Genomic DNA, 21,818 nt, shown 5'->3' with positions numbered 1-21,818 from the left:
CTGTTTCCTTATGTTGTTTCGTCGGTCCAGCCGAGGTCATAGGTTGCGGTAATCACGGGGTCATTGGTCCAGCCAAGATCCAGCGGAAATTCCAAAGGTGCACTTTTGATCACCGCATCGATCGCCTGCAGGTGCGGGCCTTCGACAACGGAATAGCCATCATCAGACCAGGCAAAGATCTTGCCGCCCCGCTCATCCGGACGCTTGGTTACCGCGTTGATCGGCCCCTGATCAGGGGCCGTGCGCAGGGCGCTGGCGATCAGGCGATCAGCGTCCTGCGTGGCCAGGATCGTGCGATCAAGCTGTCCCTGCAGTCCGACCTCGCGGGCATTGTCACCGACATAGCCTTGCTCGATCCGGGTGCGGCGCAAGATAGCAATTTTTGCGCCGTCGTATTGGGCGGCGACATCAGTTTCGAGGTATAGCGATCCGGATGTCTTGGAACTGGCCGGGCTCAGCGTGATTTGCGCCAGTGTCAGATTGGTGCGGCTGGTCAATGTGATGACGGTCACCACCAGCTCATCCGCCCCGCCATAAGCATGTGGCACCGCATAGGGCCCCGTGCCGTTGATCGTCTGAACCGGTGCCGGTGTCAGCTCGTCTATGCTCATCTTTGCCCTCCAAGTGCATTGCTCAGATCTGGCGCACGGGAGGGTGCTAGGTCGCCAGACCCCCACCAGGACCGCGTGCCATAGTCCTTTTCGCGCTTGCGCGCCTGGCGCTTCCAAAGCTGCTCGGCCTCTGGATCCAGAATGCGCTGTATCTGATCGGCGACCCCATGCTGAAAAGCTGCGCTTTGATACCAGAGCGACGATAGAACCGGTGTGTTGTAGCGGGCCAAATTGGTCAGATCGCGTCCGGCATAGGTCTTCTCACCATTCGATAACCGGCTGATGTTCGACGCGCCCGCGACAAGCACATCCGAACCAAGGCCAATCGTGGGACCCAGCAGGGTTTCGGCGGGTCCACCACCGAACCGGTTGGTGCCAGAGGCAAAGAAATCGCCAAAAATGCCCAGACCGCCCGACTGCATAACAGCGGCTTTCCAGAACGTGTCGGTGTCCATCGGGCGTGGATCGTTGCCCTTGACCAGCTCCTTCAGCTGGACCGCGACCGCGCCCATCAGAATGAGCGGCACAAACAAATCGATGGCATAGGTAAAGCGGTCTGCCGCTGTCGGCAGGGCCATGACGCGTCGGTATTGCCCGATCATAAAGGACAGGGTAAATCCCTTGAACTGTTTGCCGCTGCGCGCGATTTCCCCCCACAACGTTCCCGGCGCATTGCCGCCCAGAGCAAATGCCCGGCCTTCGACACGCTGACCGGGCACGGCATATTCAAGCTGTTCCTCGATCACCATCTGCAACCGCATGGCCAGCCCTTCAGCCTCCATCGGGGGCAACGTGGTCTGATGCTCACGCCAATGGATCGGCGATAGGAAATCTGCGCCACCGTCGGTTCTGAACCGTGCCTCGGGGGCGCTCAGATGCTCCCAATCCCGGGCAGTGATCCCCCGCGCTTCCAGCGCCTGACGCAACTTCGGCTCGATCCCGTCAAACGGGCGAGCTGCATTTTCAGCAAGATAGCCCGCGAATTCCATCTGGAACGCGACCTTGTTCATGTCGGTCCAATGGCCCAGGCCAGAGGCCCGGATGGTAAAGCCGGTCAGTCGGTTCGTAATCTCCGAACTCATCTGTTCGGAATGAAACCGCGCAGCGGCGGCACCGGTATCGGCCAGCGTTTCGGCAACATACCCCATGCGCGCCGCCGTTTCCCGCGTGGCATTGTTGAACATGAGATCGGTAGCGCGGCTCAGAACATTTGTTGGGCTCATCCCCACAACCTTCGCCGCCATACGCATATAGGCAGGGTCTGTTGTCGAAGACAGGATCGCAGCACCCAGCTTGGCCGAGGTCTGCACATTGCGAACATTCGCGAAAAACCGTGCAAGCCCCTCATATTCCGTGCGGTTGATCGACCCGTCGACAATGGCAAGCATCTGGCGGGCCTTTGCCGCCTTTTGCGCAACGGCAGTTTCGGCCTTTACATTACCTGCGACGCGCTTCTGGGCGACCTGTGTGGCATATTCCAACCCCATCTTGGGGTTCGGCCCCAGCACGCGCATCTGGGCGATGTCGCGGGCCATGCCTTGCAGGCCACCCACAAGGGATGAAAACGGATCAGAGGCACCAAAGCGCGCGTTGTAATCCATCCAGGCGTCGCCATCCAGAAAGTGCAGCACACGGCTTTCCGAATGGCGGTTGTACAGCGCCTTGCCGCCGGGCGTCATGCTGGGGTCGCGCCGGTCCCAGCCTTTGGTCAGGATGCCCTCGCGTACATCGGCCAGAAATTGCATGGCGCGTTCTCGGTTCGGGATAGACCCCTTTTCCGCGACGAACGGCTTGCCGGTCTGGAAATCATTGATCCGAGACCAGTCCACGCGGTCAAACACATAGGTTTCCCATGCGCCCGGTTCGGCCTTGCGGATTGCAGCGGCGTCGTGGGTGTGACGTGCGCCGTAATCATCCAGCTTGCCGATATCGCCGCCATGCGCATTGAACAGCTGGCGCAGGCGTTCCTGCTGTTTGTGGAACGCCTGCGCCATGGTTTTGGCCGTGGCATCGCCCGCGTCCTGCCCATGCAGTTCGCGGATGATATTGCGCAGGCGCGCAGGCGCGCGGCTTTCGCCCAGCAGGTTGCGGCCCGTCGCCTTGAGCGCGTCATAAATACCGGCATTGACCGATTTGATGATCGCCCGTTGCAGGCTTTCGATGCTTTCGCCCGTGAAACGGCTGGTTTCGGAATGCTCGATCAGATCGCGCAGGGCCAGCGCGGGGTCCGGTGCCTCGCTGATCAGCGCATGCAGGCGGCGCATGCTCTGCAGCTGGTTGATCACCGTATGTCTGCGCGACCGCGCCTGCTTTGAAGTTGCCTCTTTCAAAGTTGCAAGCGCGGCCGCCTCAGCCTGATGGCGCGGCATGATATCTTCAAACCGCGCCAACAGCTGATCGTATTCCCGTCCGGCCTCGGCCGCACGGGTTTGGTCAAGTTGTCCGCCCTTTACGGCGGCATCAAGACAATCGTGGATGTTCGCCATCAGTCCTCCTGTCTGACAGGGCAATGTCGCGCGTCAGCGCCTGTGCCCGTCGGCGGCAATGCCCCTGTGCGTGGATCAGGGCGAACAGAACCTGTTCGATGTCCACGCTCAGGCGCTGGTGTTCGATGAAACCGATCAGGGCCAGTTCCAGCCCTTCCTGTTCGTGCAGGGCCTCGGCGATGTCCTCGGACCGGTCGAATGTGTCTTGCGTCTGCATCACAGCCCCTCCGCTTCGATCATCTGCCAGGGCAGGATCACGCCACGGGTGCGAACACTGGCCAGAGTGCGCGGCGTTGCCACCGGCAAAACCCCCGGCAGCGTGGCCAGTGCGGCGCGATGCGCACCAGCCGCCCAGCGGCTGCCGACAAACACCGGCAGCGCATAGTTTGCGACGAACAGGCCCGCCTGTTCGATGCGCAGGCCCTGTTCGGTCAGGGCGGTGGTGTCCTGACCGGCGCGGCAGGCGGCGATCAGATGGCCCAGATGCGCCAGAAGATGCGACAGCGCCGCCTGCCCTTCGCCCGGATCAACCGCGGCGGTATCACCGATCTGCGGCAGCGGGCTGCGGCCCCAGATCGACAGGGCGGCGCGGGTGCCGCGCGTCAGACGCGCCTCGCGCACCATCTGCAACCACAGCTCGGCCTCGCGGATCGGAAGGCCCGCAATCTGCCCCTGTTCCGGCTCTGCCGCCGGGACCAGATCATACCGGCCATGCTGGCGGATCGCAGGCAGTACCTCGGATGTGATCCACTTACGGAACCGCTTGGCCGCATCCTTGCGGCTGGTCAGGACGAGCGCGTAGAGACCGCTTTCGTTGATGACAGTTGCGTTGGGGTTTCCGCGAATACCGTCGGTACTACCGACGGTATTCAGATTTACCGTGTCGCGCTCATCGTCATCGAGGCGGGAAACTGCATCACGGGAATTACCAATTTCCAGAACACGGCAGACATCTGCTGCCACGAACCACGGATCTTCGCCGCGCATGATCACTCGCACGGCCTGTTCTTCAAAGTCAAATGGGATGATTGCTGCGTTCATGACGCGGCCCTCCTAGAGTTCGAATTGAACTCGGGGCCGTCGCCAAACGGGTGCCCGAGCAACAGCAGGTTGGCGAACCGGCCTCTAGGTACCGGCATCCCGCAAGGGATCCCACTGCGCCCGGACATAGAAATGCCGCGCAAACGGCGCGGCATTGAGCGCCTAGAGGTTATCAGATCGCCAAATCTGGCACATGCTTTTTGCGTGTGCAAAGCGAGGTTGCCAGAGGTCTGGTGTGGTGTCAATGTGCTTGCGGGCTTAGGGAGGGTATGATGGGCTTTCGGTTTTTTTTGTTTATGTCCATTTCTCTCGCCTCCACAGCTTTTGCAGAAGGCAATGCTAGGCTTGCTAAAAGCCCAGCATTTATCGAAAAAGTCATGTTTTCCGATTTCGACCGTTGGAATGAATTGTGCCGTCGACAAACCACAACGGCCATAGATGAGAATTTTGCCTGTGGCGCTCGATATCAGACGAGCGTCGTGCTGTTCCACTTTGGGTGGTGTTTTGGCGAATTCGGTCAGCGAGCCGCCGCGTTTCGTTGGCATGCCTGCAACGGCAATTCTCACATTCCAGCTTCTAATGCCGCACAACCCCATTAGCTGCCCACCTTCACGGTACAGCCGCTGATCACTGTTTCCAGAACCTCGTCAGCATCGATATCATCCAGATAATCGCGCAGGCTGATGGTTTGCACGATGTCGCCATTCTGGTTGCGGATATCGAAGCCTTGCGCCTCGAAGGCGCGCAGCTCTGCCATGATCTGGCGATCCGGTGCTGCGGATTGGGCAACAGTCGGTGCCGCATCCGCCGGGGCTGTGGACAGGGATTTGCCGGTCAGGCCCTCATAGGTTTCACGCGGGACAAGCACCTCGCCGCCAGAGATGCCAGAGCGGGGCGAATAGATCGGTGTGCCTGCAGGAATGGTCACGGTTTCGACCCGGCCAAAATTCGCGGCTGTCTTCTGGCTGGCGCTGAAGGACAGCAACCCATCGGGGGCAACATCAGATCCGGCAAAGCCGCGATAAAGCGTCATCTCTTGGGGGGCATCGACCATGCCTGAGCGGATCAGCTGCGCCACATCATCGGCGCCGTTGGTGGCATAGCTTTGATCGATGCGCTTTTGCTGATCGGGGGTCAGGCTGGTTTTCGCGCGGATCTGGGTTTCCAGCATCTGCTCGATCGCCTCATCTTCGGCTTGGGTCAGCTGGCGGGTTTGCAGGGCCGCCTGCATCTCGCTCAGGACACTTTTGTTGACGGCCAGCACTTCGGGGCTGGATGCGCCATCGGCAAAGGCCCCCTCGGGCATGTCCTGCAGCTGCAGGTCGCGCGTGGGGGCGGCTGGCACGGCGGCGCGGCCGATCTCGGTCAAACCGCTGAAGGCGCTGCGATCAATGGCCTTCAGCGCGTCCAGTGGGCCTGGCGCATCGAAAAGCCCACGTTCGGTGCCGCCGATCTTTTGGGCCTCATCCGCATAGCGCTTCAGGAAGTCGGCAATCTTTTCTTTGTTGGCGGTCCGGCCACCGGGGGCAAACTTGCGGATCAGCGCCACGGTCAGCGGCGCTGTGTCACCGACAAAGGCATCGGTCTGCGCCAGCATGTTGTCCAGGGCCGCGCCGATCTTGCCGCCGTCGCGGGCCGCCAGCTCGCGCGCCAGGGCGATGGTGCGCATCGCATCCAGCACAAAGGGTGTGATGTCCATTTCCGGGCGGACACGGCCATCAGCTACAGCATTGCGCAGGGCCGCCCATTGGGGGGCAGCATCGACCAGGGCATCCATCAGGGACTTGAGCGGCCCGGCTTCGGTTTCGGCGTAGCGCGCGATGATGTCTGGCGCGTCGTATGCCCGGGCAAACAGCGCATCACGGATGCGGCGCGCGCCTTCGGCATTCACGGCACCGGCGGCATCGACCAGCCCGGCGCGTTCGGCCTGGGGGATCGTGTTCAGCACGGCGCGGGTGAAATCGCGGTTGGCGATTGTGTCGAGGCCATGGGCCGGGTTAAACAATCCAATGGTCTGCGAATTCAGGCCACGTGCATCGACACCGGCACGTTCGGTCGCACTCATCCGGGCCAGTTGCGACTGATTGGCGGCGCGCACAAATCCCTGCCGCTGGCCGCTGTCCATTTCAGACGTGCGCCGCGCGATCAGGACCGGTTGATCGATCCCTTCCGGAATGGGAAAACCCGCATCGGCGATCTGGCGGCGGTAGGCATCGGCCCGGTCCGGATACATCTGATACGCGCGTTCGAGTGCTCCGATGCGGCCATTGCCGCTTTCGATCACGCTGTCGGGGCCAACGATGGGCGCGCCCCGGTCCGCCTCTGGCGATGGCATCAGGCGGGCGGGATCCAGCCCGGAGGCAATGGCGCTGATCTGCTCATCGCTCGATGCGCGGCTGCGATCGCGCGGCTGCAGATCACCGCTGGCGCGCTGCAGGCTGGCCAGATCCACAACCTGATATTCCACATCGACGCGGATCCCATCGCCTGCACTGACCTGTCCGGTCTGGGTGTAACCGCGCGATGTCTGCGAATAGCCGCGAAATTCCTGCGCGCGGGCATTGGGATTGACTGGCCCGACAGGATCACGGCGTGGGCCGCGATACCCTTCCCAGGCACCGGTCCCCTGCTCGCGGTAGATCCAGACGCCGATCCTGCGCTGCAGGGCTTCGTCCATGACTTCATCGCCACGCAGGCCAAGGCCCTTTTTCGCGGCGCGCAGGGTGGATCCCACAACCTGAAACGCCCCCATCGGGGTGGCAACGCTGCCGATCTTGCCTTTGACCCACTGGCCATAGGCGCCACTGGGTGCGGAAAAATCCAGCGCCTGGTCAACCGTCATTTCGGTCAGCTTCACATCCTGAAACGTGCCGCCCTGGCGGTTCTGGAAGCCGAACAGCGCGTTGAAATCTCCACCGCTTTCACCGGCAAAAATCCCATTCTCGATCTCGACCCAGCCAGCCGGTGCGCCAGGGGGTGGCGATGCCGCTGGCTGCGGTGCGCGATCTGATCTGGGGGCCTGACCGCGCAGCTCGCGCTCGGCCTGGGCGACATCATCGGAAAAGCCCAGCTGCGGCGCGCCTTCGGGGCGCTGTGCTGCCAGGGCATCGGCCCTGGTACGCCGATAGCTCAGATACCGCCCTGCCCCTGCGATACCGCCCCCCAGAATGCCACCAGTCACAGCCGCCATGCCCAGCTGCAGGGCAGTGTTCGGCTGGGGCAGATCCAGCCTGTCGGCCATGTCGTACTGACGCCCCAGGGTCAGCGCCTCGATCCCGGTGTTGACTGCCGCCTCTACCCCAGCCGCGACCAGAATGCGCGACCCGGCCGGGGCACCGAACGGCAGGGCCAGCACGGTGTTCTGATCCGTGACACCGGCCCACATCCGGCCCAGAAAGGCGGTGCCACCGCTGCCGATCTGCAGCACGTCCATGGCATCGTCATGCTCAGCCTTCAGACGGGTGGTGACCTCGGCGGCAAATTCCTCGCGGGTGGTGGGCAAAGGCACGCCAAATCTGCGCAGCTCCGGATTGGTGCCCAGCATTTCGGCGTTGCGCGCCAGGACATAATCCAGCTGATGATCGAACTGCGCCTGTGTCGATCGCGCGCGCGTCGGTGTCGGGCCGTCGCCATAGAGGTTGCCGGATGTCAGCTGATCCTTCTGTTCGTCCAGCAGGCTGCGGCTTGTGCGCTGTGCGCGCTGCCAGCTGTCTGTCTCGATCCGCTCCGCCTGAACCCCGGCGCTGAAGGTTTCGCCAAAATCCGGAAGCTGCCCCTGCAGCGGGGCCATCAGCGGCGCGCTTTTGATCTGCCCGAGGGTGAAGGTCATTTGCGCACCTCACGCACAAGACGGCGCAAGCTGAAGGTGAAAGGTGCACCATCCTGGTTCATCAGCATGGTCGGCGGATCCGCCATATCTGCAGCCGGGCGGACAAACACATAGCTGTCGTCGCCCACCGCCATGATCTGCAGATCGCTCAGCGTGCGACGGTCCGGCAGTTCGCCGTTGATGTCTGGCACCTGCCCGCCCGAAGCGATGCGCATGCGGTTGGCGAAAGCCTCATCAGACCACTGGGCGGCGCGCGGGTTGGTCGGGTCTTTTACCGTGCCGGATGTGGCGATCGCGATCTGGGCGCTGTCCACGCTGATCCCCTTGGGCAGCAGGACCGGCACACCGTCCATGTCCTGGATGCCGCCACGGGCCTGACTGGTACCATACCTGCCGACACCCCCCAGCGCCTCATGAAGGGCCTGCTGATAGCGGTCCTGGTCGATGTCGGCCGTCGGATCAATCCGCCCCATTCGCTGCGCATAAAGCGCGTCTGCCGCTGCCAGTGTGCGCTCTTGCAGCGCATCACCGCCGGGCAGATCTGCATAGACCGCGTCCAGCACTTCAAAGGATGCGCCGCGCCGGTCCTTCAGCGGTGGCATGACGATGTTGTCGCGCGCCATCGCCGCCTCGCCGCGCAGCATGTCCAGCGCACGGCCAGGCGAATTGCCCGCTGCGATAAAATCCCCGGCATGGATCAACACCGGATCATCATCCAGCTTGATCAGCTCGCCCGTGCCCAGCGTGCCCGCGATCGTTGCAGCCAGGCGCAGGCGTTCCTCCGGATCCGCATCGACATCAAGGGCGGTCTTGAGATGATCCGCCTCATCATCCGTCAGAATGCGCCGGTCACGGGTATAGCCTTGATCGACCAGATCAGTGCCGATTTCGGCGCGGCGGGTCAGCTCGGTCGCAAGCGTCGTGCTGTCTGCCGTAAAATCGATGGGTGTGATCTTTGCGACACCGACCTTGTCGGCATATTTTATGGCGTCTTCGTCATAGCCCTTTTCGTGATCATCGCGCCATTTCTGCAGAACCTTCAGCCGCTCGGTCTGGTAGGGCTTCGCGACCTTCTGGCCCTTTTCCGCTGCGATCAACGTGTCCAGCTGGGCCGGGTTCATGGTGGCCAGCGATCCGTTTTCCTTGCGCAGGGAAATCGCAGCCTGTGCCTCGCCAAAGAATTCGGATGCCTTGACCTCGGGATTGCTCAGGAACTGCTCATCCACCGCCTCGCGACCATCGGCAGCAATGTCGCGAATTTCCTTGACCCTGTCATCGACGGCCGTCTTGCGTTCCTTGGCGGCTTTCTCTGCAGCCGTGGCAGCGGCCTTGGCATCGGCCTCGATCGCATTCTGGGCCTGCACCTGATAACTTGCGACCGTGTCAGCCTCCAAGCCGTCAAAGCCGCCTGCTGTGGACTTAGCAATAAAGCCTTCCGGATCCTCCTTGACCATGCGGATTGCGCGTGCATTCGAGATGTCGCCACGCAACCCGATCCGCCGGCGCTCGGCCTCGGCCGCATCAATCACGCCAGCGGCCACCAGGCCATCGATCTGCTCATCACCTTGCGACACCAGCACATCGATCGTGCCTTCATCAGCGCTGGCGCCGGTGCGCGCGGCCTCATAGGCATAATTGACATAGGTTGCTTCGCGCTCTGCATTGCGCAGGCCCAACGTGCGGCGGCCCAGACTGTATGCCACGGAATTGGTCAGGTCATCAAAAACCAGCCCAAACTTTTCGCTGTTCTTAGGATCGATCCGTGGGCGGCCGGTATCTGTCGTTTCGGTCTGGAAACGATCGCGCAGACCTTTCACCCCCTCTTGCCAGGCCTGATCTGCGGCGTCCGGATCGCCGATCTCTTCGACCTGCAAGCGCAGATCGTTCACATCGCGGGTCACGTCCACTTGGGCGCGTTTCATCTCGCGGTCCAGGCGTTCGTTTTCAAGCCCGGTGCCGACACGGAACAAGGTCTGGCCCAGCTCGGAAAAGGCGGCGCCGCCCTCGGGCGCCTGCTGCGGGGTGGCACGGGCGACGGGGCCCGCGCTGATACCGGCAGTGGGGACCGTCAGCCGGGTCAATTCAGCAGCTCCGGCCAGATCTCGGGGGCCGCTGTCAGAACGCTGCCCGCTGCAGACAGCCCACCCTTCAGCATGGCATTCTGACCCTGCGCACGCAGCAGACGCTGCTGGCCGGTCAGCTCGGTCACCTGCGCTTGCCCCGTCTGGCGGATCGATGCGGATCCAAAGGCCATTTCTTCGGCAGCGGTCTGGCCCAGATAGACGGCGGACGGGCTACCCAGATCAATGCCGCGCGATGCCAACTCGGCCCGCTGCGTCGCGATCTGGCGACGGAACTGGCCACGATAACGCTGATCCTCGACTGCATTCTGCTGCAGCGTCTGTTCTTTCTGGGTCTGGATCTCTTTGATCTGCGCAGTGGCCGTGTTCTGGGCCTGCACACCCTGCCAGATTGATCCACCTGCAGCGACGGCGGTCCCGGCAAGCTGTAGACCCTGCGCCAGCGTCAAAGCCTGCGCTGCGCCTGCAATTGCTGCCCCTGCCTCAATGATGCACATCAGCCGCCAACCTCTTCGATATTGGGCACGAGGCCAGTGATGGTCATGGGTTTCAGGCCATCAGGCGTGAATTCGATCGCAACTTCGTGGGCTTCGCCGCTCTGGATATCGATCTCGACAATGCCGTTGGCATCGCGGGCCATCTGCTCGCCCACCGAATAGGGCAGGATCTCTGTCTGTGATCCGACATATTCCTGCTCGGCGCGGCTGCGCTCGACAGCTGCAACAAAGCCGCCGGCGGTGCGGTGCAGGATCAGGGCGCTGCCTTTTTGCAACCGCCGCTTTCTGCCGCGTGTGTCGCCATCCTTCGCATCGGCGCGGATGCTCAGCGTGCGCACCCGGTGTGTGTCATCGAACAGGCCGATGAACGCATGGCTGACCGGATCGGGCAGGATCACGCCGCCATCGGGGGCGACGTTCAGGCCATCATAGGATCCGCGATCGGTCCAGGCAGAAACGATTTCACCGGCCAGATGGGGCATGGAAAATTCACTGGTGGGCGATGCGGGGGAAAACTCTGCGCTGCAAAAGGCGTGATTGAAGTTTTCGACACCGCTGGCCCCGTTCATGGGCAACACGTTCAGCGCCTGCTCTTCGATACAGCGCACGGTCTCGCCATCGATGATGCGGCGCACGATCATGGTCAGGATGTCATAGCGGCTGTCCTCGCTGGGCGTGATGTCCATATGCTCGACGAAACCACCCGCAACCGGGACCGGTGCCCAGCCCAGGACATTTTCCTTGGGGTCGTAGATCAGACAGGCCAGCGTGCCGTCGCCACGGCGAAACCAGCCCCTTTGATAGGGCGATGGCTGCCAGACGATCTGTTCGAAACCCGGATTGCCCAGATGCTGCGACGGCAGCGACAGCTCGACCGGGCTCATATCATCTTCGGAAAAATTGTAGCGGGTTTCCATGACACGCGATTTGTCCCGCGTGACATAGACGGGCCAGCCGTAGGGCAGCGCGGGCTGAACCGCTGCAGCACCGTCGGTCGCCACAACTTCTGGGCGAAAGGTCGCCAGCGTGATCGGCTCATCCCTGCCGCCGGAGGATCCTAGGCGCACTCCGCCAAGCGAGCCGATATAGATGCCCCGCTTGCCGGATATCAGCCAGTTGATTTCGTTCTTTGAACTGACGCCACCGATGTCATAGGAAAAGCTGCTGTCGTCTTCATCGCCGGGCTCAAAATCGCGATAGGCAGCAATGGTCGATGCAGTGATTGTGCGAGGCTCGGTCTCAGTGCGTGCTGCAAACAGGCGCTGTTGGTGCAGCGCAATATGGCGCGGATTGCCATAAATGTCGTTCCAGGCACCCTCTGACCAGCGATAGGTCGGATCATCGATGCAGGGTTGCGGTACGGCTTTGATCACATCGGCCAGTGCGGTGTTTGCATCCAGCACTTCCGTGATCTTTACGACGCCGATTTCGGTGGAGACATGCCGGTAACGGGTGGATCTGTTCAGATCGGTTTGTACGGTGCCAGAGGTATGCACCGGTGGATTTACACCGGTATTGCTGGCCAAACTCAGTTCATAGACATTGCCATCATAACGGACCAGCTGGCCGTTGTTGACATCGACATTCCCAGTCCAGATCGGCACTTTAAGCCAGTCTGTTGGTTCCAGAAGATAGACCACGCCCAGATGTTCAGGTGTGAATAGATCGCCAACTGCAGACAGCGTCACATTTGTATCACCCGGTTTGACACTGGTGTCGTACAAAAATTCCCAAAAGGCATAGGTTGCGCCGGGATCTGGTGTAACTGTGCTTGCCACTGTTCCGGCCGCATGGCTGGGCGGGTTTGGTCCGACAGATCCATCTGTGGCAACGCCAATGGTCTCGCCGGTGCCCTTGTAGCGATAGACACGCAATCCAAATTTGCGGATATCATTGACGATAAGATTGGCATTGGCCACCCAGGCAGTGATGGCACCGGACCCGGCACCGTTGGTCACCTGGATGGTGCGATCCTCGTCCAGGTTCTGCACTCGGAAGGGTCCGGCATCCAGCTCAGCCTCTGCAAGGGTCCAGTTGTCGATGGCAAAGCGGCTCAGCTGCTGCATGGGGTTGCGGCCGTCGACAAGGTACATGACATCTGCATCCTGCAGATAATTCAGGTTTGCCAGATCCGCCGCGGTGAAGGGTGTATCGATCTCGTAAGGTACGCCGCCACTCAGAACCAGTACGCCATAGCGCCAAACGCGCATCTTGCCGTCGCTGAATTCCAGTGCCTGGGCATCGCTGGTCGAGAAGACAAAGGGCACCCGGACCGCCACGCTGTTGCCGCGTGTCGTGCCGCGAAAGATCGTGCCAGGCGCACGCGTAAAACCGCCCTGGCGCAGGGGCAGAAAGCCCCTGCAGATCGCAAGGCCGGTCTGGTGGCGCTGGAAATCCTCACGCGCATGCAGCAGCGGGTCCAGCTCGCCACTGGACCAGGCAACCTGCGGCGGCCGTGTCGCCGTCATCGCAGCACCTCGGCCACCCAGTCATCGCTGGTCTGCGCAGACAGGCCATCGATGCGGCTGGCGGATGCTGTGGAATTGTCCGACGTGATCGCACGCTGGAAGGCGGTGCTTAGATCGTCCTTCAGCTCCACACGTTTGGTGCGTGATCCCACGAATTTTGGGCTTAACAGGACCGCCAGCTGGCAGGACACCGCCAGCTTGAAATCAGAGGGGCATCGGTTTTCGTTTGTGATGCGGATCGTACCACGCACCAGGACACCCGCCCGATCGCACCGCAAAAGGGCACCGTCCAGCCGGTAGCGCACATGATCATAGACCTTGCGCAGCTTCAACAGCTCGGGCGGCATGGTATAGGTGAAAGGAAAGTCCGGATCCGCCACCTCTGTCGGGCCCAGATCGGCCAGGGCAGGCTTGAAAAGGCGGCGGGCAAACGACCAGTCATATGCTTCCAAAACCATGCCCATGGCCTCGGGGTATTGCTCCGTGGCCCCGATCGCCTCTTCGGTGTTTTCACCAAAAGACTGCAGCGGACGCAGTTCCATCATGCGAAAGGCCTGTCGGGCGATAAAACTGGCGGCAATGGCTGTGGTCATCAGGCAACCTCGTGGGCAGCCGGGTCAGACCCGGCCGCCGTTTGGTTTAGGGCATGATATAGGCGATGCGGAAATCCATGGTGCCCGCAGCGGTGGCGTTTGCCTCTGCATGCACCCAGAGTTCCAGCAGCCCATTGGGATCTGCGGCAAGGCCCAGAACTTCCCACCAGCGCTTGAGATGGCTGGTATCGCCGACAGCAAAGGGGGTCACGATGTTTTCGGTCGCCTTGGTCTGATCGACCAGCGCATCGGTGTCGGTTTCGGTGCCGATCACGATCTGGGCAAAGCCCCAGTCCGCCACGTCGAAAAACGTATCCTCATGCACCAGCGCCTTGGATGGCACTTCAGCGATGCAATATTTGGACAAGTTGCTGTCGGTGGTCAGATTGGTCACCCGCCCGGTGGACAGGATCAGACGGCCGCGCGCCACTTCGGGGTCGGGCGGCACTGCGGTGATGTCGAAATGATCACGGATAAGGTTGGATTTGCCGGAAACGACGGCCATGGCTCTCTCCTGAAGGATTTTGGGGTCAGGTCAGGCCGGGCTGAATAGACCGGCCTGGTCCGGTCAGCTCTCGACGTTGCGGATGATGCGCACGCCCGTGTCTTGCATACGGCCCGCCTGCACGTAGGCGTCGACGTAGAGATACGGCAGGTTCTTGGCGGCCGTGTCATTCCACATCCGGCCATCGACATCCTGCCAGAACCCGGCGACGACATTGGACTTGGTCCAGATCGGGTTCAGGCGATAGCCGTTGCTGTCATAGGGCAAGCGGTTGGAGAACAGCCAATTGATGCCCAGCAGCATGCCGGGCTTGCCGCTGCGGATGTTCTCAATCTCGAACGGGTTCAGGCTGGTCTTGGTGGCGATCGCAAGATTGATCAGATCCGTCTTTTGCTTCGGGCTGATCAAGCCATAGATCTCTTCGTCTGTTTCCAGACCGAAATCTTCCAGCTCCATAGCCTCGGTCGCGGCGCGCAGCTTTTCAGCTGTTAGGCCGACGGCACTGCCGCCGAAATTGTGCGCGATGTAGTTTCCGGCAGGTAGGGTCACCAGCGTGTTGGGGGTTTTGCCCTCGTACACGCCGCCCATGATGCCACCGCCGGCAATGCGAAACTTTCCGGTCGCCTTGACCTTTTCGACGCCCAGGATGGTATCGAACACGCCGCGTTCAACGGCCTTGACCTTGTTGCGCAGCAGGATGGAACTGGCGTCCATCGCCTTGTCAAAGGTTTCTTCCTTGGTGATGTACTGACCGGTTTCGATCACCTCGGGGCGGACCAGCCAGCGCCGGGAATTCTTCGGGACGAATTCCGGGTTGCGGCGGCTGTAATCTTCGCCTCTCTGGTAATCGTCGGCATCGATCAGATCGGCGATGTCCTGCGCTTCGCCCTCGGCCGTGGTCACGGTCACAGCGCCGCGCAGCGGGTTTTCCATCTGCTGATGGACCAGTGTCACGTTGCCGGTAAATTTGAGCTTGTGGTGCGGTTCGACCACCTGTTGATAGGCCATAAAGGTCCCTCTCACGAAAAATCAGCGATGATGTGTTGAATTTTCGGAGGGGTCGCCCGGAACGCCGGACCCACACCTGAACCTTAACGTGGCTTAGTCGCCGGAATTGCCCGGATCAGACGGACCCGTAAAAAGCAGGGTCGCCCGTCAGGGGCAAGTTCATCGCGAATTTTGCGGGGATGTCAAGAAAAAACGCCAGATGTGGTGCCGAAACATAGGCCCCGCGCAATGCGCAGGGCCTTGTGATATTTCAGCTCAAGCCTTGGCTGTGGCAGCAGAGATGATCTTTTCCAGACTGGTGCGCTGGTTTTCCATCTCTGTATAGCGCGCAGCTGCGCCCGGCTTGCCTGCACGCTTGTCCGCAACGGCCTTGGCATAGTCGCTGTCTGGCTTGAGCATCGCGTTCAGCTGGGTCTGCGCCTCGGCTGGTGTCGTGCCCAGCCCCCCGCCATTGCCAGGCATCTGGATCATCCGATCCTCGCCCATCATCTCGCCGATGGTTGCAAACAGGCGCAGGGTATTGGCATCGCCGGTCGCGCCCTGCAGCACCTGGGCGATGTTCATCAGGCCCGTGCTGTCCAGCCCCGCCTGTTCCGCCAAGACACTGGCAGCTTGCTGTGCCAAGGCAACCTTGGAGCCGTACTGATCACCCCAGTCTTTTTGCAGATCTGCGCGCAGCTCAGCGCTGGAGGTTTCCAGATCCTTTTCCGCGCCGGTCAGCATACCTGCCATCTTTTCCGCGTAGAGGTTGACCACCCCCTGCAGCTGCGATCCGTTCAACCCCATCTTGTGGCCCAGCTCGCGCGCCTTCGCCTCCATGTCAGTGTCCCAGGCGGCATCTTTGGGCCAGTCTTGGGGCTTTTCGATCGTGTATTTGTCGGCCGCTTCGGGGATCCCGAACACGCTGGCGTTTTCGCGCATCCAGTCCGCGACATCCTGGTCCTTGCCGGGCTTGCTGATCAGCTGATCCGCCGGTTTGCCCAGCTTTTTCTTGGCGTTGCTTTCCATGTCGGCCAGACGTACCACCGCATCCAGCGGATCATCCACCGTCAGGCCCAGAGCCGTCAGCTGTTCCCGCTGGGACGCGCTGAACTTTTCGCCTTCCCACCAGCTTTTCGCGCCCCCGTCAGCTCCGCCACCGGCAGCGCCAGAACCGTCTCCACCAGTTCCACCTGCCGCTGCTGCAGCGGCAGCAGCAGCGCCATCATCGGCTCCACCACCGCCACCAGCGCCAGCATCGGCCACATTGAACACACGCCGCGCGCGGATGCGCATCAGAAAATCAAACATAATCCTGCTCCTCAAGAAGTTCACTCATTTGGGTTACGGTCAGCCCCGCCGCCGCAAGCAGCTGCAGGGCCAGATCCCGGCGGCCCGCCTCATAGGCCAGCCGGTATGGGTCGAGGGGCGCAACACTGGGCGCGCCCCCGGTCATTTTCACAGGCTCGGCCGCGCACAGCCCACCCTGACGGATCAGATCGGGAACAAGCCCGGGCACTTTGCGCGCAGCATCGCGCCAGATGGCGGCATGTTCGGCAGCCGCCGCGCGCGCATGGGCCGTGGTCCCGAACCGGGATAGCACCATCGACAGGCGGTCGAGGATCAATTGCCCTGCCCTCCCTGCATCATGGCCGACGCCTGCGCCATGTCGCGCATCCCGGCACCGCCAGTCTTGGCCAGCTCAGCCGCCTGCGCGGCCTGCTGGGCCTGTTGGCGCGCCTCCCGCGTCTGCTGGGCCACCTCGCGCGACACCAGCACCCGCTGCGGCACGGCCATGCTCGCTTCGTGCAGCACCTCGGCGTAATCGTCCGCGCTGATCCGGTCTAGGATCTCGGGCTTGAGCTGGGCCAGCGGCAGCAGATCGCCCAGAACGTATTGGCGCACGGTCTGGGCCTCCGAGGCGCGCAGGGCCATGGCAGCGGCAGAGGTGTAGGATACCATCAGCGGCGTGTTCGGCGGGATCCCCTCGGGGGGCGGCGCGATCTGCCCGGCCTTCAGCAGCATGCGGAACCGGCGTTCGTATTTGCGCGCCGCGTATTCCTCCATGATGCGATCGGCATGGGGTGCCCAGTTGCGCAGGCGCGCCTCTTCGATCACGCGGTTTTCTGCATCGGATACGCCGGTGCGCCCGGTCATGTTCATGACCGAGTAGTAAAACGCGTTCTGGACCGCCTCGGCGGCGGCGCGCTTTTCCTCCAGCGTCAGGCCGATGTTGCCGTTGAACTCTTCGGACCGCACCAGCGGGTTGCCCTGCATGCTGACGGCCCCATAGACGACGCTCCCGGGCCGGAATTCACCGTCCAGCGGCACGGCGTTGCGATCCGGGGCCAGCTTGGTCGGATCTGCGGCCCGTTGGGCGGCGCGCATGGTCGCGGCCTCCATCAGGTCCAGCTTGCGGGCTGATCCCAGCGCGATCGAACCGGGCCCCGTGCCATAGGCCATGCCGCTGTCCACATCCCAGCGCGGGAAATAGATCGGCATGTCATCAAAGCCGCCTTCGCGCACGACCGAGTAATCGAGCGCACAGCACCACAGGCTTAGCCAGCGCCTGCCGCGTGTGCCCAGGCTGCGTGCTTGGAAATCCTCATTCGGCATGACGTGCTGGAAATAGACGTGCTTTTCCATACTGGCCTTTTCGGCCAGCTCGGCCACGCGCGGCGGCACCTTGCCCTTGAATGCCCGCACTGCCTGGCGTGGCGTCAGATGGCGCTTGCGCACCGCCTCGATCACCCGGCCGTGGAAATCCACATCCACGACGATCTCTGCCAGGGAAAATGTGACATCGATAAACTTGCGATTATCCGTGTCGATCTCGTCATAGGCCGCACCGTTACCGAAGGCCGCAAGATCCGCATAGATCTGATAGCTGGCAGGGTAAAAGCTGCTCATTGATGGCGAAAACGACGTGTGCACCTTGGCAGCGGCCCGATCCAGCCATTCGGAAAACGGTGGCCAGCGGTTCAGATCCTCATCCGGGGTAGTGAAACCACCCCAGCGGGTGGCCGGGTTCGTGATGCCGGAATAGATCCCGGCGGCGAAATGGCCATGCGCAATGGCCCCCTCGCTGTTCAGCGTCTTGGTCAGCTCGCGCGTGGTGGGTGTGTCGATGCGGAACCCACCACGCTGGGGGCGGATCAGGCGCGCGATATCCTCCCAATCGCTTTCGAACTGCAGGCGCGGCTCCTTCAGCTCGGTCCAGCGCCGCTCAGCTTCGCGCGCGCGCTCATCTCCGGGGAACAGGATTGCGGATTTCATCACATGCCCCCGCCCAGCTTGCCGCCACCGGCAAGGCCCAGTGGCGATGTCAGGATGTTTGCGGCGGCCCCCGATCGCGCCTGGCGCAAACGCGCCTCGATGTTGCCGCTGGCAGCTTCGCCGGTTTGGGGTGCGGCGATCAGGGCCGGTTGGGATTTCGGAACTTTAGGTGCACTGCACATTTTGGCCTCCTGGTTGAACCCATGCAAATTGAAGGAAATCGGCAGATCCATTCGGGCCATAGCCCGACGTGATCGCCTCGAACGTGAAACCGCAGGCCGCCAGAAAGCGGGGGGCGGTGGGATGTGCGGCCCAACAGCGGGCCTCAAGTCGGTGAATGCCGGCGCTTTTTGCCCAGACGGGCAGACGCTGGCAAATTTCCACAGCCGCCCGGGCAAGCGGCATGCGGAAACTGGTGTGGGACCGGGCAAGGAATGCGCCCTGGGCGACGCCGCGTGACATTGGCACAACGGCCAGCACCGCGAACGGCATGCCGCTGCGGGTGCGCAGGACGTGGGACAGGACGCCCACAGCCTGCATGCCCCGCCATTCCGCCCACAGCGCAAGGTGCGAACCCTCCGCCCCCCGCGCCAGCGCGGCCTCCTGAAGGTCAGAGGCATCGAGGCGGCGGAACACCTCCAGTGCCGCGTGATCCTCGTATGGTCCCGCTTGGATCATCTGAATTTTCGATCCCGCCCCATACGGCGCAGCGCTTGCTCCATCGTTTCACCGCGGCGCAGGTTGTAGCTGCAGCCCATGGTGCCGCCCTTCCACGAACCGGAACGCTCACCGACTTCGCCGTCGAAATCGATATCGATGCTTTCCTTGATCCATCTCGGCCAGCCGAACATCTTGAACATGCGCCGACAGAGGACGTGGCGGCGCTTGGACACAGTTGCGATCCGGTTTTGGATCTTTCCGGATTTCAACGTGTAGGTGAATGGATATGCTTCCGCATATGGCTTTGCATCCGGATCAAAGACGCTGATCCAGGATCCGTCCGCCATCTGTTGCTCATAGGCCAGCGTGTGCAAAAACCATGGCATGTCAAACGACTTGCTCGACATGCCCCAGTGGAACATCAAGCCGAACTCGCTGGAGGCATAGGCAGACCACTGCGGGCCATCCATTGCAGGCCATGGATGCTCGATCACACCCATGGGCAAGACGATGGTCAGGCGCCAGAGCTTGAGGAAAAGCATCCTGTCGCCCATGTCATCATCATTGCCGTGAATGTGGATGCCAGCGCCAAAATCCCATCCATGTTTGGCTGTCGAGATTTCGACGGACTGGCCATTCTTCAACCAGCCGCGCCATAGGCCCTTTTCGCGGAATGTGTGCTGGAACATCACACGGCCCGCCCTTCTGCGCGCAACAGCCGACGGGCAGCATTGCCCCAGTTCTCGACGGCTTCGGCATCCGTCTGGCCACGCGCTTTCAGCTTGCCCGCTGCGACAAGGGATTTGCCCAGCGACATGCGGAACGTCATGCCCTCTTCGACGTCAAGTCGGTGCAGCATGTCGGTGTTGATGCTGGGATAATCCTTCATCAGCGTCACAATCCGTTCCAGCTTGTCCAGATCGGGTTTCGGCGCGGCCTTTTTGGGCGCGGCGGTTGTCGCTTTGGCCTTTTGTGTTGTCATCAGTTCGCTCCATAGGGGTTCAGGATGTCCCATCCCGTGCGCAGGCCACTTTTTGGTTTGCCCGACAACGGCGGCCCGCCTTTATGGCCGCGCATGTCCGGCGGCCCCTTTCGCTTGTCAGACAATCTCGCCACATAGGGGCTCATACCGTCGCCACGATGCTGGCCCAGCAGCAGGTACTGCAGGCCGTCCATCACGTTGGCTTCGGTGAATTTCTTGTTCGGTACCTTGCGCTTGTCGCCGCTGGCATCGATCTCATCGGTCCAGACATACCGCGCCTCAAACCCGCGCTTCAGGAACTTGCAGTCCGGATCGATCAGCAGCCCGGGTTCGCCCGCCTCGATCGGCGCTTCCAGGGCGGCGCGGATCGCCTCAAGCCGCGGCTGAATGCGGTTGGTGCCGATCACCTGCGGGCGGATGTGGAAACCCGCCGCACGGCCCACCATCAGGTTCCAGGTCGCGTTCTCATCTGCCGACTGGCTGGCGCCATGTTCGCCCGCCATATCGCCCCAGCCCGCCTCGATGCGCGCACCAGGGCAGCGTTCATCCAGATATTCCTTGAGACGCTGGCCAAACACATGCGCAAACAGCCGGTCGTTGGGGTAATGCACCTCGCCCAGGATGCGCCAGCGAAAGAACCCGGCCAGCTGGGCGATCACGGCAGCCCCCTTGAAGCCCTGATCGAGGCCGATCAGCACCGGCAGGCGCGGATCGTAGGGGATCGTATCTTCGGCGACGTGGATCCGCTTGTTGTACTCGCGCTTGAACACCGGTTCGCCCACGCGTAGGTACGTGACCTTGTTGCGCACCAGGCGATCGACCATATCGCCCCGCCCTGCGAGCTGCATCGATGCGATCTGGCGCGGGTAATAGCTGGGTGACAGGTTCTGCAGGTTCTCGCAGCCCGGCATGCCATAGCCCGGCTGTTCAAAGAACAGGATCTCGATGGGCTTGGTGCCCACGGGCAGCGCCATGGACAGCTCTTTTGCCATGCGCTCGCGCTCTTCCTTGTCGTGAAAGACCTTGAAGCACCAGTTGTCTTCATCCGGCGCGTTGAGGTCACAACAGATCTGGCCATAGCTCTGCAGATCGATCGGCAGACCGGCAAAATGCTCGCGCGATGGGAAGCGATCGATCCGCCCGATGCCGACGGTCAGGATCATGACAAGCATCGTGTCGGCTTCGTTCAGCACGATGTCGGTTGTCTGGATCCCGCGCATCGCCGCGATCGGATCATCGCCAAAAGCCATGAACTCGGCGGTGAATTCGATCGGGCCATCCTGATCTTCAAAGTTGATCACATGGGTCACTGGGTCGCCACGCCCGCCGGACCATTTGCCCAGCCCCTTGGGAAAGGTTTCGAGATAAGACGGGATACTGGTCGACCACAGCTGGCGGTAGGTCTCTCGGATGAACAGGACCTTGTAGCGGCGCACCCCGTCGATGGTGGATCGGGGCATCATGATCGCGCGGCGGCGGCGCGATTTCATCAGCGTGGTCGTCTTACCGCTGCCGACCGGCCCCTGGATGGCGATCACGTCACCGTCGGACCAATAGAACTCCTCGGCGATCGGGCCGGGGAACGTGTCATCACGCAGGGCAAGAAAGCTATTGCCGTCCGGGGACGACACGTCTAGCGTCTCGATTGCCTCTTTCGCGTCCAGACCCTCCAAATCTGCGATAGCAGCGTCCACGGACGCCTGAGCCCCCCCAGCCCCTTCATGAGCAAGCGACCAGCTCACCCCCTTACCCCGTTTCATATGGCCAATGTTCACGCTCATTTTTTCGGACCTTGGATTGCC

Annotated in this window: 20 protein-coding genes; 1 reads left to right on the top strand and 19 read right to left on the bottom strand. The window is 61.9% G+C overall.

Translation table 11 applies throughout. The features are described from left to right. Positions 1–8: 8 nt before the first annotated feature. Genes P775_RS08055 through P775_RS08040 form a run of 4 tightly spaced genes read right to left on the bottom strand, consistent with a single transcriptional unit; the run spans position 9 to position 4,138 of the window. Positions 9–611: a hypothetical protein gene (locus P775_RS08055; protein WP_099910499.1), complete on the bottom strand. Its 603-nt coding sequence runs from the start codon at positions 609–611 to the stop codon at positions 9–11. Beyond that, complete coding sequence (locus tag P775_RS08050) at positions 608–3,097, bottom strand: hypothetical protein (protein ID WP_099910498.1); 2,490 nt, start codon at positions 3,095–3,097, stop codon at positions 608–610. The genes P775_RS08055 and P775_RS08050 overlap by 4 nt, the downstream gene beginning before the upstream one ends. Further along, positions 3,072–3,314 carry a hypothetical protein gene (locus P775_RS08045; RefSeq protein WP_099910497.1) on the bottom strand — a complete coding sequence of 81 codons (243 nt, stop codon included), beginning with the start codon at positions 3,312–3,314 and terminating at the stop codon, positions 3,072–3,074. Before P775_RS08045 ends, P775_RS08050 begins: the two co-directional genes overlap by 26 nt. Further along, a complete protein-coding gene (locus tag P775_RS08040; protein ID WP_099910496.1) occupies positions 3,314–4,138 on the bottom strand; it encodes a BRO-N domain-containing protein in 825 nt (274 codons plus the stop codon). The genes P775_RS08045 and P775_RS08040 overlap by 1 nt, the downstream gene beginning before the upstream one ends. A 272-nt stretch (positions 4,139–4,410) precedes the next feature. Here P775_RS08040 and P775_RS27530 point away from each other — a divergent pair, with 272 nt between their 5' ends. Continuing rightward, entirely contained in the window at positions 4,411–4,737 is a 327-nt protein-coding gene (locus tag P775_RS27530) for a hypothetical protein (protein ID WP_143520844.1), read from the top strand. On the opposite strand, the gene P775_RS08035 is transcribed toward P775_RS27530, so the two are convergent. The 15 genes from P775_RS08035 to P775_RS07965 all read right to left on the bottom strand — a co-directional run bounded on the left by P775_RS08035 (position 4,734) and on the right by P775_RS07965 (position 21,797). After that, a complete protein-coding gene (locus tag P775_RS08035; RefSeq protein WP_099910495.1) occupies positions 4,734–7,967 on the bottom strand; it encodes a hypothetical protein in 3,234 nt (1,077 codons plus the stop codon). The genes P775_RS27530 and P775_RS08035 overlap by 4 nt on opposite strands. Further along, entirely contained in the window at positions 7,964–10,048 is a 2,085-nt protein-coding gene (locus P775_RS08030; protein WP_099910494.1) for a hypothetical protein, read from the bottom strand. The genes P775_RS08035 and P775_RS08030 overlap by 4 nt, the downstream gene beginning before the upstream one ends. After that, positions 10,045–10,545, bottom strand: a complete 501-nt coding sequence (locus P775_RS08025; protein WP_099910493.1) for a hypothetical protein — start codon at positions 10,543–10,545, stop codon at positions 10,045–10,047. The genes P775_RS08030 and P775_RS08025 overlap by 4 nt, the downstream gene beginning before the upstream one ends. Further along, the gene (locus P775_RS08020) at positions 10,545–13,013 is read right to left on the bottom strand and encodes a phage tail protein (protein ID WP_099910492.1); all 2,469 of its coding nucleotides are present in this window, start codon (positions 13,011–13,013) and stop codon (positions 10,545–10,547) included. Before P775_RS08020 ends, P775_RS08025 begins: the two co-directional genes overlap by 1 nt. Continuing rightward, positions 13,010–13,606, bottom strand: a complete 597-nt coding sequence (locus tag P775_RS08015) for a phage connector family protein (RefSeq protein ID WP_099910491.1) — start codon at positions 13,604–13,606, stop codon at positions 13,010–13,012. Before P775_RS08015 ends, P775_RS08020 begins: the two co-directional genes overlap by 4 nt. 46 nt (positions 13,607–13,652) lie before the next feature. After that, positions 13,653–14,111, bottom strand: a complete 459-nt coding sequence (locus P775_RS08010; RefSeq protein ID WP_099910490.1) for a hypothetical protein — start codon at positions 14,109–14,111, stop codon at positions 13,653–13,655. Positions 14,112–14,174: 63 nt separating this feature from the next. After that, entirely contained in the window at positions 14,175–15,119 is a 945-nt protein-coding gene (locus tag P775_RS08005; protein ID WP_099910489.1) for a phage capsid protein, read from the bottom strand. Between the two features lie 255 nt (positions 15,120–15,374). Continuing rightward, positions 15,375–16,409, bottom strand: a complete 1,035-nt coding sequence (locus tag P775_RS08000; RefSeq protein ID WP_099910488.1) for a hypothetical protein — start codon at positions 16,407–16,409, stop codon at positions 15,375–15,377. Further along, positions 16,402–16,725 (bottom strand): hypothetical protein, encoded by a 324-nt coding sequence (locus tag P775_RS07995; protein WP_099910487.1) that lies wholly within the window; start codon positions 16,723–16,725, stop codon positions 16,402–16,404. The genes P775_RS08000 and P775_RS07995 overlap by 8 nt, the downstream gene beginning before the upstream one ends. After that, on the bottom strand, positions 16,722–18,374 hold the full coding sequence (locus P775_RS07990) for a portal protein (RefSeq protein ID WP_099910486.1): 1,653 nt from the start codon (positions 18,372–18,374) through the stop codon (positions 16,722–16,724). The genes P775_RS07995 and P775_RS07990 overlap by 4 nt, the downstream gene beginning before the upstream one ends. Next, entirely contained in the window at positions 18,374–18,556 is a 183-nt protein-coding gene (locus P775_RS07985; protein ID WP_099910485.1) for a hypothetical protein, read from the bottom strand. The genes P775_RS07990 and P775_RS07985 overlap by 1 nt, the downstream gene beginning before the upstream one ends. Next, a complete protein-coding gene (locus P775_RS07980; protein ID WP_099910484.1) occupies positions 18,540–19,052 on the bottom strand; it encodes a hypothetical protein in 513 nt (170 codons plus the stop codon). Before P775_RS07980 ends, P775_RS07985 begins: the two co-directional genes overlap by 17 nt. Beyond that, the gene (locus tag P775_RS07975; RefSeq protein ID WP_099910483.1) at positions 19,049–19,723 is read right to left on the bottom strand and encodes a hypothetical protein; all 675 of its coding nucleotides are present in this window, start codon (positions 19,721–19,723) and stop codon (positions 19,049–19,051) included. The genes P775_RS07980 and P775_RS07975 overlap by 4 nt, the downstream gene beginning before the upstream one ends. Continuing rightward, positions 19,723–20,016, bottom strand: a complete 294-nt coding sequence (locus tag P775_RS07970) for a hypothetical protein (protein WP_099910482.1) — start codon at positions 20,014–20,016, stop codon at positions 19,723–19,725. The genes P775_RS07975 and P775_RS07970 overlap by 1 nt, the downstream gene beginning before the upstream one ends. After that, entirely contained in the window at positions 20,016–21,797 is a 1,782-nt protein-coding gene (locus tag P775_RS07965) for a hypothetical protein (RefSeq protein ID WP_099910481.1), read from the bottom strand. The genes P775_RS07970 and P775_RS07965 overlap by 1 nt, the downstream gene beginning before the upstream one ends. Between the last annotated feature and the right edge of the window lie 21 nt (positions 21,798–21,818).

The organism is Puniceibacterium antarcticum (assembly GCF_002760615.1).
GTDB classification, from domain to species: domain Bacteria; phylum Pseudomonadota; class Alphaproteobacteria; order Rhodobacterales; family Rhodobacteraceae; genus Puniceibacterium; species Puniceibacterium antarcticum.
Note: the sequence above shows the minus strand (reverse complement) of the source record. Positions and strands in the feature narration are given on the sequence as shown.

Coding starts and splice junctions, on each gene's coding strand:
- P775_RS07980 (WP_099910484.1), bottom strand. CDS start 19,052: ATGATCCAAGCGGGACCATACGAGGATCACGCGGCACTGGAGGTGTTC.
- P775_RS07985 (WP_099910485.1), bottom strand. CDS start 18,556: ATGTGCAGTGCACCTAAAGTTCCGAAATCCCAACCGGCCCTGATCGCC.
- P775_RS08005 (WP_099910489.1), bottom strand. CDS start 15,119: ATGGCCTATCAACAGGTGGTCGAACCGCACCACAAGCTCAAATTTACC.
- P775_RS08045 (WP_099910497.1), bottom strand. CDS start 3,314: ATGCAGACGCAAGACACATTCGACCGGTCCGAGGACATCGCCGAGGCC.
- P775_RS08010 (WP_099910490.1), bottom strand. CDS start 14,111: ATGGCCGTCGTTTCCGGCAAATCCAACCTTATCCGTGATCATTTCGAC.
- P775_RS08015 (WP_099910491.1), bottom strand. CDS start 13,606: ATGACCACAGCCATTGCCGCCAGTTTTATCGCCCGACAGGCCTTTCGC.
- P775_RS08040 (WP_099910496.1), bottom strand. CDS start 4,138: ATGAACGCAGCAATCATCCCATTTGACTTTGAAGAACAGGCCGTGCGA.
- P775_RS08055 (WP_099910499.1), bottom strand. CDS start 611: ATGAGCATAGACGAGCTGACACCGGCACCGGTTCAGACGATCAACGGC.
- P775_RS07975 (WP_099910483.1), bottom strand. CDS start 19,723: ATGTTCCAGCACACATTCCGCGAAAAGGGCCTATGGCGCGGCTGGTTG.
- P775_RS07990 (WP_099910486.1), bottom strand. CDS start 18,374: ATGAAATCCGCAATCCTGTTCCCCGGAGATGAGCGCGCGCGCGAAGCT.
- P775_RS08035 (WP_099910495.1), bottom strand. CDS start 7,967: ATGACCTTCACCCTCGGGCAGATCAAAAGCGCGCCGCTGATGGCCCCG.
- P775_RS08000 (WP_099910488.1), bottom strand. CDS start 16,409: ATGTTTGATTTTCTGATGCGCATCCGCGCGCGGCGTGTGTTCAATGTG.
- P775_RS07965 (WP_099910481.1), bottom strand. CDS start 21,797: ATGAGCGTGAACATTGGCCATATGAAACGGGGTAAGGGGGTGAGCTGG.
- P775_RS08050 (WP_099910498.1), bottom strand. CDS start 3,097: ATGGCGAACATCCACGATTGTCTTGATGCCGCCGTAAAGGGCGGACAA.
- P775_RS08025 (WP_099910493.1), bottom strand. CDS start 10,545: ATGTGCATCATTGAGGCAGGGGCAGCAATTGCAGGCGCAGCGCAGGCT.
- P775_RS08020 (WP_099910492.1), bottom strand. CDS start 13,013: ATGACGGCGACACGGCCGCCGCAGGTTGCCTGGTCCAGTGGCGAGCTG.
- P775_RS27530 (WP_143520844.1), top strand. CDS start 4,411: ATGGGCTTTCGGTTTTTTTTGTTTATGTCCATTTCTCTCGCCTCCACA.
- P775_RS07970 (WP_099910482.1), bottom strand. CDS start 20,016: ATGACAACACAAAAGGCCAAAGCGACAACCGCCGCGCCCAAAAAGGCC.